Source organism: Vibrio aerogenes (genome assembly GCF_024346755.1).
Taxonomy (GTDB): Bacteria; Pseudomonadota; Gammaproteobacteria; order Enterobacterales; family Vibrionaceae; genus Vibrio; species Vibrio aerogenes.
Map to the genome: position 1 here is coordinate 42,639 of NZ_AP024862.1, position 15,881 is coordinate 58,519.

Sequence of the window (15,881 nt, forward strand, 5' to 3'; positions counted from 1 at the left end):
TCAGAACAGAGGAAATGAATGATAAAGGAAAGTGCAAACCGGCACTTTCCTCCGGGTGTTTCTTATTTGGTATAAGACTGAGCAATATGATCAATTCTCATATTCGCTCTTGCTGCTTCTTTATTCGCTGAAGTGATGGCGTCAGATGCCTGATCTAACTTGTTGTTCAGAGTCATTTGCTCACTTTTCAGTGCTGCGACTTCATCACTAAGCTGACTTACCTGGTTGCTGAGCTTATCGAGTTTTGCTGATGCTGAGCTATCCATTTGAGAAGCACAACCAGAAAGGAAAACGACGCCTGATGCTGCGATCGCAAATAAAAGCTTGTTCATTGTGAACTCCTTTAGCTGTTTTTTTTATGAATCAAACCTGTTCGCTTCACCCGTTTGGAGGGGAGATAACGAACACTTGATGTTGTCATTGTAGCACTAATAAAGTGAATAGAAAGTCAGAGAAAAATAAGAAATTTGAAAACCATACAACGAGATATGTATTGTCTGTGGCTGGAAATTGACTGAAAAATACATCGCGGGTGTGCAAAAGATGGGTGAAAAATGATAACGAAACATTGCTGTCCAGCCGGATTTAATTGAGTTAAGATACCGCGCTTATTCGCATATTTATACCCGGATGGCCTCAGGATGCCTTGTCGGGTATATACTTTTTGTCATACATCAGATGAACAGGAGAGACCTTTGCAATTTAAAAATTTAGGCCTGGATAACCGGTTGTTGAAAAATGTAAATCACTATGCATTTCAACAAGCGACAGAAATTCAGCAGAAAGCAATTCCGGTGATCATTGCGGGAAAAGACTTACTGGCGTCGTCGAAGACGGGGTCAGGAAAGACGCTTGCCTTTATTTTACCTATGTTGCATAAGGCTCTGAAAAATAAATCGTTTTCTGCAAAAGATCCACGTGGTGTCATTCTTGCGCCAACCCGGGAACTCGCCAAGCAGGTTTATACAGAATTACGGGCGATGCTGGGTGGACTGAGTTATACCGCGGCCTTAATTGTCGGGGGAGAAAACTTTAACGATCAGGTGAAAGCGTTAAGACGTTATCCGCGCTTCATTGTGGCAACGCCGGGCCGTCTTGCTGATCATCTGGATCACCGCTCTTTATATCTGGAAGGTCTGGAAACATTGATTCTCGATGAAGCTGATCGGATGCTGGATCTTGGTTTTGCGCCTCAGTTACGGCGAATCAGCCGGGCAGCAAAGCATCGCCGCCGCCAGACACTGATGTTTTCAGCGACACTGGATCATGCAGAGGTCAATGATATTGCGATGGAGATGCTGGATAACCCGAGGCGGATCTCTGTTGGGGTGGCGAATGAAGAGCATAAAGATATTTCGCAGAATTTTTATTTGTGTGATCACCTGGATCACAAAGAAGCGTTGCTTGCACACGTACTGTCGTCATCTGAATACCGGCAAATGATCATCTTTACTGCCACCCGTGCTGATACAGAGCGTTTAACTGATAAGCTCAATCAACAAAAGCTAAAAGCAGTTGCGCTCAGCGGAGAGCTGAACCAGACAAAACGAAACACGATTATGGGTCAGTTTGAACGGGGTGCTTATAAGATTCTGGTGACGACCGATGTGGCATCAAGAGGTCTTGATATCACCAATGTCACCCATGTCATCAACTTTGATATGCCGAAACATACGGAAGAGTATGTGCATCGTATTGGCCGGACCGGGCGGGCTGGTAATAAAGGGAATGCGATTTCATTTGTGGGCCCTAAAGACTGGGACAGCTTTAAACGGGTAGAAGCTTTTCTTTCTCAGACCATTGAGTTTTCGGTATTTGAAGGACTGGAAGCGAAGTTTAAAGGATTGGTGCCAGGAAAGCCGCGTAAACCGGGCAATGCCAAAAAGAAAGTGGCTTCACGGCAGAAAGTCAAAGTAACACCGAAGAAGCCGGTGAAACGCGATAAAAGCTATTATCAAAATGTGCCGGTGGGCGAAGCTGTATTTATTCCGAAGAAAAAGTAATCGGGTTTTGAAATCGTTCCCGGAAAGAATTAAAAAGCCATGACTCAGATGTCATGGCTTTTTTGATATCCGCTTGTAAATTTTAAGCTGTGACTGTGACCCGGTTTATGCGAGTTTAAAGAAATTCAGTTGTTGTTTTTGTTGCTCGGCTAAAACAGACAACTCCAGACTTGCCTCTGCTGATTGAGTCACACCGCTGACATTCTGAGTTACCAGCTCGTAAATATTGACAATGTTCTTATTGATATCAGACGTCACTTCCTGCTGTTCTTCTGAAGAGGAAGCAACCTGAGTATTCACATTTTCCAGCTCAGAAATGGACGCTGCAATATCATTCAGCGCGCCGCGGACTTTCGCGGTCAGTGCCTGACTACTGTTGAGCATCGAAAGACTGGTCGTCATACTTTCATTCGCGTCACCGGATTTTTTCTGAAGATTTTCAATGATCTCCTGAATTTCCTGTGTGGAATCCTGCGTGCGGGCTGCCAGCATCCGGACTTCGTCGGCGACGACTGCAAATCCGCGACCACTTTCTCCGGCACGGGCTGCTTCAATGGCTGCGTTCAGGGCAAGCAGGTTGGTTTGCTCTGAAATATCTTCAATGACTTCAATAACCTGACCAATTTGCTCTGACTGTGCCTGTAAGTCTGAAATCATTTGTGCGGCATCGCTGATTTGTTCTGCCATTTTTGTGCTTGCACGCCCGCTTTCTTCGAACATATCCAGACTGTTCATTGCCATTTTTCCGGCTTCAAATACCGCTGTATTGGCATCATGCGCATTACCGGTCACACTGGTCGCCGTGACTTCAAGTTGAGAAACTGCGGATGCAACCTGTTCAATCTGGTCTTTTTCCTGATCAAAGTTACTGCTTGATTGTGTCATGACGGTTGCCAGTTCTGTTGCAGCGGTTGCGACTTCATTGCTGATCCGGTTGAGTGTTTCTACAGTATCACTGAGTTGCCCGACGGTTGCGTTGACGTCCTGCGCTAAAACACCCAGTTCATTGTGACCATCGACTTTCACTTTGACTGACAGATTACCACGGGCAATTTCATGCATGGCTGACTGAAGGTGATGAATCGGTTTGACGATAATGCCGGATAACGTCCAGGCGACCAATAGTGCAATCAGCAAAATAACCGCTAAACCAATCAAAGTATAATTCAGCACTTCTGCATGGTGTTCACTGTGATAATTGATGGTCTGGAACGCAACTGTGTTCATCTTATCTGACAGACGCTGAATTGCGCTGACCATATCTTTGCCTGCCTGACGATAAATATCTGAGGCGTTCTGATATCTTTGACTAAAATTTTGGCTTTGTTGCTGGTCACCATTATGTTTTTCATGCATTAAAGGAAGCATGGTATTAATGGAGTAATTGACATAATGATCCATCGCAGTTTTCAGGGCAACAGCTTCATCTCTGAGTTCAGAAATTTCACTTAATCGATTCAGCTTTTTGGCATTAGAAAGTTGCTTTTCACGCAGAACAGAAGATAACGTGCTGATATCCTTAGGGTTGAAAATACTGTAAATAGCCTTAATTCGCATACCATAGATGTTATCAATGATTGCGGTGAGATCGTCCTTGTTCTCTACAACTTCTTCTGTAGCCTGTGAAACACCGTTAAACGCTTGTTTGAGATTGATTTTAGTGTACACAAGGCCTGCGACCAAAAGGATCAATGTCACCAATACAGGTAAAATGACCTGAAATCTTATTGATAATTTATTCATCATATGGCGATTTTTTAACCTCTGTTGTTTTGAAGACGGGAGAGGATTCTAACTGGTCCGATGATTATTTCAACAGTCAGAATGCAGATAAATATTGTAACAATTTCTTTATTAATCAATAGATTGTTTATGATATCAGGGGGTATGTGTCTGGTTTACTTGGTTGTTTTTTATTCAGTTGTTTATAGCTGGTCAGATGAGATGTGCAGATGACAGGGGGCGAATAACTGACAAAAAAAGTTCAAAAAAAGTTCATATTAAATCTTATCCGGTTTCATTTTTTAGTGAAATATATGGGTGTGGATGACTATGTTTAAGTTGTTTTTTGAAGCGATACGACACTTTTATGAACTGATTGTGGGTGAAAGTTAATCAGTTTGTGAGCTGAGTTGCTGCATCAAGGCGGCGCTCGTGACCAACACCGATCACTGGCGCGCCTTCACTGTTTTTATGAAGTTTTAAAAATACTGAGCTGCTGAGCCTGCAACTCAGCCAGAGATGATAACTCCTGACTGGCTTCAGTCGACTGCACAATGCCGGCAACATTCTGAGTTACTAATTCATAGATATTTGAAATATTTTGATGAATTTCTGTCGTGACCTGCCGCTGCTCTTCAGAAGATGATGCAACCTGAGTATTAATCAGGCTCAGGCTGCCAATCGCTTTGGCAATGTCACTCATGGTGGACTGTACCTGTTCCATCATTTTCTGATTGGTATTGAGCATTGTCAGACTGGATGTCATGCTGTCATTTGCTGTACCCGACTGGTTTTGAAGTTCTTCAATAATGGTTTGAATTTCGCTTGTCGATTCCTGAGTTCGGGAAGCAAGCATCCGGACCTCATCCGCAACGACTGCAAATCCACGGCCTGTTTCTCCGGCACGTGCTGCTTCTATCGCAGCATTTAAAGCCAGCAGGTTCGTTTGTTCAGAAATTTCTTCGATCACTTCGACGACTGTGCCGATCTGTTCACACTGTGATTTTAAAGAGGCAACAACCTGAGCTGCTTCGTTGATTTGTGTCGTCATTTGCTGGTTGGTGTGATTACTTTGATCAAAAATTTCCAGGCTGGAGGCGGTTAACTGGTTGGAGTGCTCTGCTGCTGCATCAGCTTCCTGTGCATTCCCGGTCACACTGCTTGCGGTCTGTTCCAGTTCAGAAACGGCAGAAGCAACCAGTTCAATTTCCTGTTTCTCCTGATCAGAGTTCACACTTGCCTGTGTCATCACAGCGGCAAGTTCTGTTGCTGAAGTGGCGACATCAGTGCTGGTACGAAGCAATGTGCTGATCATGTCTCGTAAATGGCGGATGGTGGTATTCACATCATTTGCCAGTGCATTGAGCTCACTTTTTCCTTCAACTTTTGCGACTGCGGTCAGATCGCCATCCGCGACGTGATGCATTATTTTTTGCAAATGGTGGATGGGTGAGATAATGATGCCGGCTAATAACCAGTTAATGATGATGGCAATGACAATAATAAAAGCCAGTCCAACCAGCGCGTAGATCTCTGCCTGATGATGCTTTTGAGTATGTGTTTCGATATCCTGTCTGACCATTTTATTCATATGGTTTGAAAGAGACTGGATTTGCGCAATCATATCTTTACCCTGTTCCCGGTAAATATCAGAGGCTTTCTGGTAACGGCTTTCAAAGTCAGGCTTTTGTTGCTGGCTGTACTTTTCTTCAAGCAGGGGCTGAATCGTATTGACGGAGTAACTGACATATTTATCCGTTGCTGCTTTTAGTGCGTTCACTTCATCCTGAATTGCCGGGAACTGTCCGAGTTTGAGTAATAAAGACTGAATGGCTTGCTTTTTTTCCTCAAGCAAGTTGGTAAAAGACCTTGCTGATTCATGTTCTGAAGTGCTGTATATCGCGTGAATCCTCATATTGTATACATGATCGATGACCTCATTGAGTTGGTCTTTTCCTGCGATAATGTGTTCTGTCGATGTGGAGACACCGTTAAATGCCTGCCGGAGATTAGATGTTGTCAGAAGAAAACTGGTTATCAGTAAAGCTAATGTGACAATAACCGGAATGAATACCTGCAACCTGATAGATAGTATATTTATGATGTGTCGCATGAGTGACCCTTTTAATCCGATGGGGGGGAAGAAATGTGATTTTATCTCTCTTCATGGATATTTCAAATAAAAATCGTGAAAATGATAACTAAAAAATCTTTACTTATCAGATGGTTAAATGCAAAAAAAATTAACTGATATCAGAATTATCACTTACGCTGATATGCGTCCTAACTCATTATTTAATAAAGATTTTTTGTGAGCCTCATTCCATTGAGCTCATGTATATTTTTATCGTTTGTCATGCACGTTTAAACAGACTGAAACACAATTGTCATATTTCTATCCTACATTGACCCTCGTTGAAATAAAACGTGAACGGCGAACACGCCATTTAAAGGATATAGATGATGAAAAAAACAGTTATCGGTGCAGTTGCTCTTATCAGTGCGCTATCAGTGAATATTGCTTCAGCTAAAGAAACAATTTCTGCAGTAGGCTCCAGTAGTGTGACGCCACTGATGGAAGTTTTTGCAGAAACTTATATGAAAAGCCATTCAAGTGTTTTCATCGAAGTGCAGGGACCTGGTTCTTCTGCAGGTATCAAAGCTGCGAAAAATGGCAGTGCTGATATTGGTATGGCTTCACGTAATCTGAAAGCAAAAGAGAAAGAGACTTCTTTAGTCGAAGAAGTGATTGCCCGCGACGGTATCGCCGTTGTTGTGAACCCGAAAAACCCTTTGAAAGGTCTGACTGCAGCTCAGGTTTCAGCTATCTATAAAGGTGAAGTGACGAACTGGAAACAAGTTGGCGGAAATGATAAGCCAATCGTTGCTATCACCCGCGATACTGCTTCAGGAACACGTGGTGCATTTGAAGACATCATGAAGCTGAAGAAGAAAATCGCAGGGAAAAAAGTGTCTGCTATTTCTCAGCGCGCTCAGGTTGCAAACGGTAACGGTGGTTTGAAAACAATGGTTGCTTCTAACCCGTATGCAATTGGTTATATCTCCCTTGGTTCTGTTGATTCTTCTGTTCACCCGCTTGCTATTGATGGTGTGAATGCAACAGTTGCAAATGTTAAGAACGGCTCTTATAAAGTTGCCCGTCCGTTCCTTGTACTTTACAAGCAAGGCAAGCCTTCAGCTGAAACTCAGAAGTTCCTGGACTGGATGCTGACTAAAGATGCTCAGAAAATCGTGAGCAAGAAAGGCTACATTTCAATTCACTAAGGTAAAACCACAATTATTTTTTATTGCTCAGCTGAGTGAATCGGCTGGGCTTTTTCTGTCCACATTCGGCTGGTCCGATAAGTGAGATTGTTTATGACCATCGCTACGAGTAATGACAACATCATGAATGAGATACCTCACACCTCTGGTCGTCGCCTGCGTGCTAAAAAAAGAGTCGACTGGAAAGAGAAAATCTTTCACGGCTTGTTTTTAACCAGTGCCGTGATTGGAATTGTTTCCCTCTTCATTATTGCTTACTTCATTGTTAAAGAGAGTATTCCTGCATTTGAGGAAGCCGGGGTTTCCGGTATCGTCCTCGGAACGGACTGGTTACCGCCCGCGCTTTACGGTGTCGCGACGATGATCGTTGCGTCTGTTGTTTCTACATTTGGTGCTGTGATCATCGGTGTCCCGGTTGGTGTGCTGACGGCTATCTTTATTGCTGAAGTCGCCCCTAAACGTTTGGCTGATGTGATTCGCCCGGCAGTTGAATTGCTGGCTGGTATTCCTTCAGTTGTTTATGGTTTTTTCGGTCTGGTGATCATTGTTCCGCTGATTCAGCAGATTTTTGATGTTCCGGCGGGAAATACGATTCTGGCCGGAATGATTGTACTGGGCGTGATGATTCTGCCAACCGTGATTACGGTATCAGAAACATCCATTCGTGCGGTGCCCCGTTCTTACAAAGAAGGCTCATATGCGCTGGGCGCTTCAAATATCTATACCATCTTCAAGCTGTTAGTCCCTGCGGCCCGTTCAGGGATAATGACGGGCGTTATTCTGGGAATTGGCCGTGCACTCGGTGAAACGATGGCCATCATCATGGTGATGGGTAACGCACCGGCAATGCCTCACAGCATTCTCGAATCAGCCCGGACACTGACCGCGAATATTGCGATTGAAATGTCTTATGCCAGCGGCGTGCACGCCAATGCACTTTATGCGACAGGCGTGGTGTTGCTTGTCTTTATCATGATGCTGAATGCCGGACTTTTATATCTGAACCGTGAGAAGGCGAAATAACGATGGATAAAGTGAAACTTAAACAAGCCAGAGTATTTCAGGACCAGATTTTAAAAGGCTTTATCTGGCTGTCCGCTGCATTTACCGTCGGATTCCTGTTTTGGATCATCTGGTACATTCTTGCCAATGGTCTGAAGCATGTCGACTGGCATTTCATTACCGATAACTATACCCGAACCGGAGATGAGCACGGTATTTTTCCGATGATTGTTTCGACCATTTATATGGTTATTGCCTCGATCATTGTGGCGGCACCGCTGGGAATTATGACGGCGATATACCTGACAGAGTATGCGAAGGTTGGTAGCAAACTGGTGAAAGTGATTCGCTTTTGTACCGAATCTCTGGCGGGTATTCCATCGATTATTTTCGGTTTGTTCGGAATGACATTCTTTGTGGCGATTCTGGGCTTTGGATTCTCTATCCTTTCAGGTGCATTAACGATCAGTATTCTGATTTTGCCTGTCATCATCCGTACTACGGAAGAAGCCTTAATGGCCGTACCTCAGACGTATCGTGAGGGATCCTACGGATTGGGTGCTTCAAAAATCTATACGATTTGGCGGTTGATCTTACCCAGTGCGATTCCCGGAATTCTGACCTCTGTCATTCTGAGTATTGGCCGGGTGATTGGTGAATCTGCACCCATCTTCCTGACTGCGGGTATGGTGGCACGTATTCCGGATTCACTGTTTGACTCAGGCCGGACACTGACGGTGCATTTATACAAACTGACGACCGAATTGTTCACGATTGAAGAGTGGAACCAGGCATACGGTACAGCGACGGTACTGATTGTGGTTGTTCTTTTGATCAACATGATTACGAAACTGATTGCAAGACGATTTAATACAGCAACGTACTAAACACATCGTGTCTTGTTGATGAAGTGATAAAGAATTATTTGAGATTGAAACAATGAATAAATTTTCTATTGAAAACCTGAATCTGTTTTATGGTGAAAACCAGGCATTAAAATCGATTAATCTGCCTATTCCTCAGCGTCAGGTGACGGCACTGATTGGTCCTTCAGGTTGTGGTAAATCAACCTTGCTGCGTTGCCTGAACCGGATGAATGACTTGATTGAAGGTGTGAAAATTACCGGTTTGCTGACGATGGATGGCGAAGATATCTACGGCAATATCGATGTGGCAGATTTGCGCATTAAAGTCGGGATGGTTTTCCAGAAGCCGAATCCGTTTCCCATGAGTATTTATGAGAATGTGGCTTATGGCCTGCGTGCACAAGGGATTAAAGACAAGAAGCACATTGATGAAGTCGTGGAGAGCTCTCTGCGTGGTGCGGCGCTTTGGGATGAAGTGAAAGACCGTCTGAAGTCTCATGCATTTGGTTTGTCAGGCGGACAGCAGCAGCGATTATGTATTGCCCGGACCATTGCCATGGAACCTGATGTGATTCTGATGGATGAGCCGACTTCGGCTTTGGATCCGATTGCCACGCATAAAATCGAAGAGTTGATGGAAGAACTGAAGAAAAACTACACCATCGTGATTGTGACACACTCGATGCAACAGGCTCGCCGTATTTCAGACAGAACCGCTTTTTTCCTGATGGGAGAGCTGGTTGAGCATAACGAGACTTCAGTGATTTTCAGCAATCCGGGGGATGACCGTACCCGTGGTTATGTCAATGGCGACTTTGGCTGATCCGGCCGCATTTTAGTTTGAACAGACAGACCTTCACCATCAGGTTACAGCATTCAAATAACTATAAGCGATGGTAACTTTTGCCCCTGTTTCAGGGGCTTTTTTTATTTTTGATGGCCGAATGCCTTGGGTCTCATCACATTCAATACCTGATCAGAAAATAAGTGGAATGGGTATTATCCAATACTGATGGAACCGATATCACACTTTGAGCTGGAAAAATCTCATACTATTGCTTATGTTTATGAACGTATGCTTACTGTCGCATCATTCAATCTGATGGGTGACAGTAACCAGCCCATAGCCAGATGGCAGAAAATCAAAGAAAAAATAGCACTTTGTATATTTTGTTATTGTAGATAGGGTCTACATTTCCTAAGATAAACAAGATTGGTTAATATTTATACAACTTAGGTTCGGCAAGTTATTCTATTGATGTAAAGAGTGACATGTTAAGAATCAGCACCGAGATGATAAGACGGAGTTTGCAGATGATTAGTAAGCGCTTTTTTAAAACCAAGAATGAAGTTGAAGTCACGTTTGAGCTGGATATGCCTGAAGATATTTCAAGAGCAGCGATCGTAGCGGATTTTCTTGACTGGAAGCCTGAACCGATGAAGAAAATTGCAAAATCAGGGACTTTTAAATTTAAGACGCGCCTGCCGAAAGATGGGCAGTTCCAGTTTCGTTACCTGATTAATGAGCAGGATTGGGTCAATGACCCTGGTGCTGATCAGTATGTTCCCAATGAGTTTGGTGAAGATAATTGCCTGGTTTCAACACACCAGTAATTTTTCCTTACAATAATGTTGTTACAACGGTTTTTGTTCAGTTGAGTGATTTCTGAGCTGAAAAGCACCGGGAAAGTAACGTATCTGAAAGAATACAGATTGAATACCTGAGCATATGTATGATTGGGCACTTCGGTGCCTTTTGCCGTTTATCTAAGCCTTTTCATTTTTCTTTCGTGACTTTTACAGTATAAAATTTTAAGCTTTACTGATTTTTCAATTATCGGGGTATTGTGAGTGGTGAAAGCAATCATCGAACGTGTCGCGGCGCTTTCTGGCCGGCAAAAAGTATATGTTCTGGGGTTACCATTATTATGCGTGATCGCATTTTATAATTTGCTTTATCATGGACAGGCTCACCGACGCAGTCTGGAACTGACTTTACCGGAAAATCGTTTGGTTGAGACTTTAGTGGCTGAACAGACGCTAGCTGCTGAGCGCTTGCCCGATTATGAGTATACCATTCGTCCCGGCGATAACCTCAGTCATATCTTTGAGCAACTTGGATTCAGTTACCGTGATTTAATGAAAATTATGGAGACGGATCTGGACTACCTGTCTCTGGATACTATCATGCCCGGTGATACGCTTCGTTTCTGGCGTGGGGAAGACGGGCAAACGCTGCAAAAAATGTCACTTGAATTCAGCCTGGTTGAAAGCGTGGTCTTTACCCGGCTGGAAGACGGTAGTTATGAATATAAGAGTATTAAAATTCCTGGTCAGTGGAAGCGTGAGCCGCTCATAGGGGAAATTCACGGTTCTTTTTCATTATCTGTCAATAAGGCGGGGTTAAACAGCAATGAAATTGAGCAGATTGTTTCTTTATTGAAAGATAAAATTAATTTTGCCAGAGATTTGCGCGCCGGAGATAAGTTTGAGATTGTTCAGTCGAAGCAGTATGTTGGCAAGCAACTGACCGGTAATACGGAAATTCAGGCGATTAAAATCTTTAACCGGGGAAGGACGATTGCAGCTTATCTGCATACCGATGGTCAGTATTATGATCGTAACGGACACAGCCTGCAAAGAGCTTTTCGCCGTTATCCAACCAGCAAAAGATGGCGGATTAGTTCACCGTTTGATCCCCATCGTCATCACCCGGTGACGCACCGCATTATGCCACACAACGGAACTGATTTTGCGACACCGGTCGGGACGCCGGTGCTGGCAACGGGCGATGGGACTGTCATTATGATTCGTAACCACCCTTATGCCGGTAAATATGTCGTGATTCGTCATGATTCCACTTATAAAACCCGTTATCTGCATTTGAGTAAAATCCTGGTCCATAAAGGTCAGAAAGTTTCCCGTGGGCAGAAAATTGCTTTAACCGGCCGTTCCGGGCGTGTTACTGGTCCGCATCTGCATTATGAACTGATCGTCAAAGGGCGCCCGGTGAATGCAATGAAAGCGAAAATTCCGATGGCAACTTCGGTTGCAAGAAAAGAGATGCAGCAGTTTAAAGCAAACCGCAATCAGCTGGACCAACTGTTGAAACAGAAAGAACTCCAGCTTGCAGCCCGTACAGAAAATAGTCCGGGTCAAAGTTAGCAGCCTGATTGAAGCCTGAATTTCAGTGAATGGAAAGCCAACAGACCTGTGTCATGTTGGCTTTTTTTATCAATGAATTGATTTAAATGCCCTTGGAATTGATTTGAATGCCCTTGTCATTCTGTTTCGCCAAACATCTCCGGGTGCTCCCGGTGGATATGATATAACACCCTGATTTAAGATGAACGCAGGTTAATCAATGTGTCGGATGCGGATGACTGAGTTTGGGTCAGCAGATGGCTGATCACTTCCTGAGTCAGAATGGGACAGGAAAACCAGTAACCCTGAATTTGATTGCAGCCCATATGATAGAGCTTATACAGAATGTGTTTCTGCTCAACACCTTCTGCGACCAGATCAATATTCAATTGATTTGCCAGCTGGATAATCAGGCTGACGACCTGTTCGGATTTATAGCTGTTCAGCATATTCTTGATAAAAGATGCATCGATTTTGATACAGTCTATCGGGTAGCTGTGAATATAATTCAGACTTGAGTAACCTGTACCAAAATCATCCAGTGCAATTTTAAACCCGGCAGAACGGAGCTGTCCCAATGTCTTCTTCGCTAAATGCTGCTGGACCAGCAGGGTGGTTTCAGTAATTTCAATCGTAAACTCATCCGGATTAAATCCAAAAGAGCTGACCTGTTCAGTCAAATATTCCGTGTAGATATGAGACTGACTGAGTTCCTGAGCCGAGCAGTTAATACTCAGCCTGATCTGATAACCATGAGATTCAATGTCCTGCTTTGCAAGACAGGCCAGCCTGATAATCCGCCGCCCCAGGCTGATGATTAAACCGGATTCTTCAGCAACTTCAATAAACTCTACCGGGCTGATTTCTCCTAATGTCGGATGCATCCAGCGAGCCAGAACCTCAAAGTAACTCCAGACGCCTTGATGGCGGCGTACGATTGGCTGGAGTTTGATATAGAGTGCGTCAGAGGCATCAATACACTGACTCAGTTCTTTTTTCAGTGCATTAATCAGTTCAGTTTTGCGCAGGTAGGCTTCGCTCAGGGATGTTTCGTAGCTGCAGATCATCTGGTTTGCTGTTTTACATTCTTTGAGTGCGAGTGAAGCATGCAGTAACAGTTCATCGGCATTGACAGAACTTTGGGTGTATGTTGCTAGGCCAATCCGGACTTTCAGTGAGATGTGATGCTGGGCATCATGATATCCATGGGAGATCTGTTTGATCATCTTTTCACACAGTGAGACCGGATTCTGACGAAATGTAATAAATGCAAATTCATCGTTTGCCAGCCGGAAGACAAACTGCTCGTCCTGTATCAGGTTGGTCATCACTTGTGCGACATATTTCAAAACCTGATCACCTGCATAAGCACCATGGACATCATTAATCAAACTAAAGTTCTTTATATCCAGTAAGCCCAGCGAGAATAGTTTGGGCCCGGTTTCCGGTGGGGAAATCATCAGGCGCTCGAGCGTATCTGTCAGATAACTTTTGTTCATCAGATTGGTCAGATTATCGTGAGAGACTTCGTGATTGAGCCGGTTCAGCAGCAGGTCCACCCGCCGGGCCAGATAATCATGTTTCTGGTTCTGTTGTATGATTTGTGCAATTAACTGGTGCCATTCATACAGGGTATCCGGATCATCTATCGGTTCTGTCGTCAGAGAAATAAACACGTAGCACAGATTGCCGGGAACTGAGCACTGGAGTGTGGTTCCGAAATAACCTTCGATCTGATGCTGCACAACATACCGCTCTTGCGGAAACCGTAAAGACGTATGCACCGGAATGATAAAGTAGTCATCCCGGATATATTTCATCTGCTGGGTCAGCAGGGTTTCGAGATCCCGGCAAATGTTATCTTCCGCTCTCATTTTCGGTGATGTTGCTAATAAACGTTTCGACTGAGATGTCCGGTCGATTTCTATCAGTAACGAAGCATACGAAGATAACGCGTGATGCAGTATATCCGTCGCATGTTGATATAAAGAGCCGTCTGTTGTGTCGATAAGCTCAGAGATTGCTTGAAGACTTCGTTCTCTGAACAAGGAATGCTTGTCCATTTTCATGCCAAAAAGCCCGCTGACCTTGTTTTTAATTTAAGAATGTCCCTTTAAATGTGGAAGAAGAAATGCAACTTTTCCAGTATCCGGGCTATTTTCTTAACAAACTATGAATCGGTTTCCAAACAGCCTGAATCCGGGAACCGGGGCCTTATACCAATCAGGAAATGACTTAGAGTGGTATATCAGGTTTTGAGCTACAGAATCATTCCGGGCTTTTGAGAAAAATCAATTTATGAGAGGATAAGCGCACTTATTTAGAATCAGAATGGTAAATACAATGCAACAGCATGACTTCGTGCAAATAGTGAAACAGGCTTGTGAATGTGGTTCGTTGCCACAGGCGCTTGATTTTCTGAAAACGGTTGAGGACAGTGAGGTTGCTCAGGCCGCGAAAGAGTTAACCGGGCAGTTTGCGATTGCAGAAGCTGAAGGTGAGAAAAGAATTTATCATGTGACTCAGCAGGAAAATGAACAGGGAGAAATTCAGGAGTATGTGGAACACATTATGAATGAAGGTGATGATGTGATTTACTTTGTTGCCTGGTTTTTTGACGCTGAGTTTAGTGTGAAGAAGAAGGATGTTTATCAGGCGGCTGGTAAAACTTATCAACAACCAAAGCGCCATCGTTAAAAACAGAAGTTAAAAAAACAGAAGTAAAAAAAGACGATAAGTTAAAAAGACCACAAGTGAAAAAGGGCCTGACAAGTGCATCAGGCCAAATGAATAAAAAGGACAGTAAATTGTTTTTATTATGATGTGATCAAACGGTCAGGCCGGGTTGTTTGACAACAGTGGACTAAAGGCCTGACCAGATTCATCATCTTAGAAATCGTAACGGATACCCGCCTGAAGCTCATCATCTTCGTTATCTATTTGCTGGAACAGATAACCGGCATACATGCGAAGATGACCGTTGAATTTATGCTCAAGTTCAACAGCAAATTCATCAACTGTATCTGTGTCTTCGACTTCCTGATAGTTATAAACCGCAGCCAGTGCAGTCTTACCGAATTTATATTTTGCAGCGACTTCATAAGCCGTTACATCGTTGTCAACACCTTTTGATTCGATAGTTCCGGTGCTGAAAAGTGCGCCCAGATACAGAGCATCCATTGTATAACCCACAGTCACGTTGAACTGGTCACTTGTGTCAGATGAATTTTCATCCTGAGTCACGTAACCCAAACCAGCGCTGAAGGCGTCATTGATGTGATAAACACCAGAAATACCGAAGCTGTCCTGATCTTCTTCATCGGATGCAACGTAGTTTGTTTTCACTGTCAGTGCATCAAACTCGCCGGAGTAAAGGAAGTTGTTCTCACGTTTGCTTTTGTTACCGCTCACGTAGCTTGAAGCGCTGGCACCAAATGTATTCAGGATATCAGTAAAGTCAGTCAGCTGAGTTTGAGCAGAATCCTGTTTACCGTAAGAGAATTCGCCAATGTTGGTGCCGATACCAGCGAAGAAGTAACGGTTTGTCAGGTCAGAATCGCTATCCAGTTCCGCTTCATATTTACCGAAACCGTAAAGCTCATCAGAGATCTCAGTCTTGCCTTTCAGATTGAAACGGGCACGGGATTTGTCTTTGAACTTGCTTGTTCCATCAGCTTTTGACTCATTGTTGTCAGAGATGTTGAAACGTCCTTCTGCACGGCCTCCAACCTTCAGTGTTGTTCCTTCGCTGTCATAGACGGTTGCTGCGAAAGATGAACCAGATACCAATGCTGTAAAAATTGCGGTTGCCAGAACTGCTTTTTTCATTTGATTTACCTTGTTTGTTTGAAGTGCTGCT

13 protein-coding genes are annotated in these 15,881 nt (G+C 43.8%); 8 read left to right on the forward strand and 5 right to left on the reverse strand.

Annotated elements, in window-relative coordinates; genetic code table 11:
- Nucleotides 1–62: 62 nt before the first annotated feature.
- Nucleotides 63–332, reverse strand: coding sequence for an Lpp/OprI family alanine-zipper lipoprotein (locus tag OCV29_RS17810; RefSeq protein ID WP_073605410.1), 270 nt, complete (start codon nucleotides 330–332; stop codon nucleotides 63–65).
- Between the two features lie 363 nt (nucleotides 333–695).
- Between OCV29_RS17810 and OCV29_RS17815 the strand changes: the two genes are divergently transcribed.
- Nucleotides 696–2,003, forward strand: a complete 1,308-nt coding sequence (locus OCV29_RS17815; RefSeq protein WP_073605409.1) for a DEAD/DEAH box helicase — start codon at nucleotides 696–698, stop codon at nucleotides 2,001–2,003.
- A 105-nt stretch (nucleotides 2,004–2,108) separates the two neighbouring features.
- On the opposite strand, the gene OCV29_RS17820 is transcribed toward OCV29_RS17815, so the two are convergent.
- Nucleotides 2,109–3,749, reverse strand: a complete 1,641-nt coding sequence (locus tag OCV29_RS17820) for a methyl-accepting chemotaxis protein (protein WP_073605408.1) — start codon at nucleotides 3,747–3,749, stop codon at nucleotides 2,109–2,111.
- 445 nt (nucleotides 3,750–4,194) lie between these two features.
- Nucleotides 4,195–5,838, reverse strand: coding sequence for a methyl-accepting chemotaxis protein (locus OCV29_RS17825; RefSeq protein WP_073605407.1), 1,644 nt, complete (start codon nucleotides 5,836–5,838; stop codon nucleotides 4,195–4,197).
- A 350-nt stretch (nucleotides 5,839–6,188) separates the two neighbouring features.
- On the opposite strand from OCV29_RS17825, the gene OCV29_RS17830 reads away from it, so the two are divergent.
- From OCV29_RS17830 to OCV29_RS17855, 6 genes are all read left to right on the forward strand, one after another.
- Complete coding sequence (locus OCV29_RS17830) at nucleotides 6,189–7,010, forward strand: phosphate ABC transporter substrate-binding protein (protein ID WP_073605406.1); 822 nt, start codon at nucleotides 6,189–6,191, stop codon at nucleotides 7,008–7,010.
- A 93-nt stretch (nucleotides 7,011–7,103) separates the two neighbouring features.
- Nucleotides 7,104–8,033 carry a phosphate ABC transporter permease subunit PstC gene (gene pstC / locus OCV29_RS17835; protein ID WP_073605405.1) on the forward strand — a complete coding sequence of 310 codons (930 nt, stop codon included), beginning with the start codon at nucleotides 7,104–7,106 and terminating at the stop codon, nucleotides 8,031–8,033.
- Nucleotides 8,034–8,035: 2 nt separating this feature from the next.
- On the forward strand, nucleotides 8,036–8,899 hold the full coding sequence (pstA, locus tag OCV29_RS17840; RefSeq protein WP_073605404.1) for a phosphate ABC transporter permease PstA: 864 nt from the start codon (nucleotides 8,036–8,038) through the stop codon (nucleotides 8,897–8,899).
- A gap of 52 nt (nucleotides 8,900–8,951) precedes the next feature.
- Nucleotides 8,952–9,701, forward strand: a complete 750-nt coding sequence (gene pstB, locus OCV29_RS17845) for a phosphate ABC transporter ATP-binding protein PstB (protein WP_073605403.1) — start codon at nucleotides 8,952–8,954, stop codon at nucleotides 9,699–9,701.
- Nucleotides 9,702–10,192: 491 nt separating this feature from the next.
- Nucleotides 10,193–10,492, forward strand: a complete 300-nt coding sequence (locus OCV29_RS17850; RefSeq protein WP_073605402.1) for an isoamylase early set domain-containing protein — start codon at nucleotides 10,193–10,195, stop codon at nucleotides 10,490–10,492.
- Nucleotides 10,493–10,744: 252 nt separating this feature from the next.
- Nucleotides 10,745–12,043 (forward strand): peptidoglycan DD-metalloendopeptidase family protein, encoded by a 1,299-nt coding sequence (locus OCV29_RS17855; RefSeq protein WP_073605431.1) that lies wholly within the window; start codon nucleotides 10,745–10,747, stop codon nucleotides 12,041–12,043.
- Between the two features lie 176 nt (nucleotides 12,044–12,219).
- Here OCV29_RS17855 and OCV29_RS17860 read toward each other — a convergent pair whose 3' ends face one another.
- The gene (locus OCV29_RS17860) at nucleotides 12,220–14,085 is read right to left on the reverse strand and encodes a putative bifunctional diguanylate cyclase/phosphodiesterase (protein ID WP_073605401.1); all 1,866 of its coding nucleotides are present in this window, start codon (nucleotides 14,083–14,085) and stop codon (nucleotides 12,220–12,222) included.
- A 280-nt stretch (nucleotides 14,086–14,365) separates the two neighbouring features.
- On the opposite strand from OCV29_RS17860, the gene OCV29_RS17865 reads away from it, so the two are divergent.
- Nucleotides 14,366–14,719, forward strand: a complete 354-nt coding sequence (locus OCV29_RS17865; protein ID WP_073605400.1) for a hypothetical protein — start codon at nucleotides 14,366–14,368, stop codon at nucleotides 14,717–14,719.
- A gap of 192 nt (nucleotides 14,720–14,911) precedes the next feature.
- Here the strand turns inward: OCV29_RS17865 and OCV29_RS17870 are convergent, their stop codons facing one another.
- Complete coding sequence (locus tag OCV29_RS17870) at nucleotides 14,912–15,850, reverse strand: porin (RefSeq protein WP_073605399.1); 939 nt, start codon at nucleotides 15,848–15,850, stop codon at nucleotides 14,912–14,914.
- Nucleotides 15,851–15,881 lie beyond the last annotated feature (31 nt).

Coding starts and splice junctions, on each gene's coding strand:
- OCV29_RS17810 (WP_073605410.1), bottom strand. CDS start 332: ATGAACAAGCTTTTATTTGCGATCGCAGCATCAGGCGTCGTTTTCCTT.
- OCV29_RS17820 (WP_073605408.1), bottom strand. CDS start 3,749: ATGATGAATAAATTATCAATAAGATTTCAGGTCATTTTACCTGTATTG.
- OCV29_RS17825 (WP_073605407.1), bottom strand. CDS start 5,838: ATGCGACACATCATAAATATACTATCTATCAGGTTGCAGGTATTCATT.
- OCV29_RS17830 (WP_073605406.1), top strand. CDS start 6,189: ATGAAAAAAACAGTTATCGGTGCAGTTGCTCTTATCAGTGCGCTATCA.
- pstC (WP_073605405.1), top strand. CDS start 7,104: ATGACCATCGCTACGAGTAATGACAACATCATGAATGAGATACCTCAC.
- pstA (WP_073605404.1), top strand. CDS start 8,036: ATGGATAAAGTGAAACTTAAACAAGCCAGAGTATTTCAGGACCAGATT.
- pstB (WP_073605403.1), top strand. CDS start 8,952: ATGAATAAATTTTCTATTGAAAACCTGAATCTGTTTTATGGTGAAAAC.
- OCV29_RS17850 (WP_073605402.1), top strand. CDS start 10,193: ATGATTAGTAAGCGCTTTTTTAAAACCAAGAATGAAGTTGAAGTCACG.
- OCV29_RS17860 (WP_073605401.1), bottom strand. CDS start 14,085: ATGGACAAGCATTCCTTGTTCAGAGAACGAAGTCTTCAAGCAATCTCT.
- OCV29_RS17865 (WP_073605400.1), top strand. CDS start 14,366: ATGCAACAGCATGACTTCGTGCAAATAGTGAAACAGGCTTGTGAATGT.
- OCV29_RS17870 (WP_073605399.1), bottom strand. CDS start 15,850: ATGAAAAAAGCAGTTCTGGCAACCGCAATTTTTACAGCATTGGTATCT.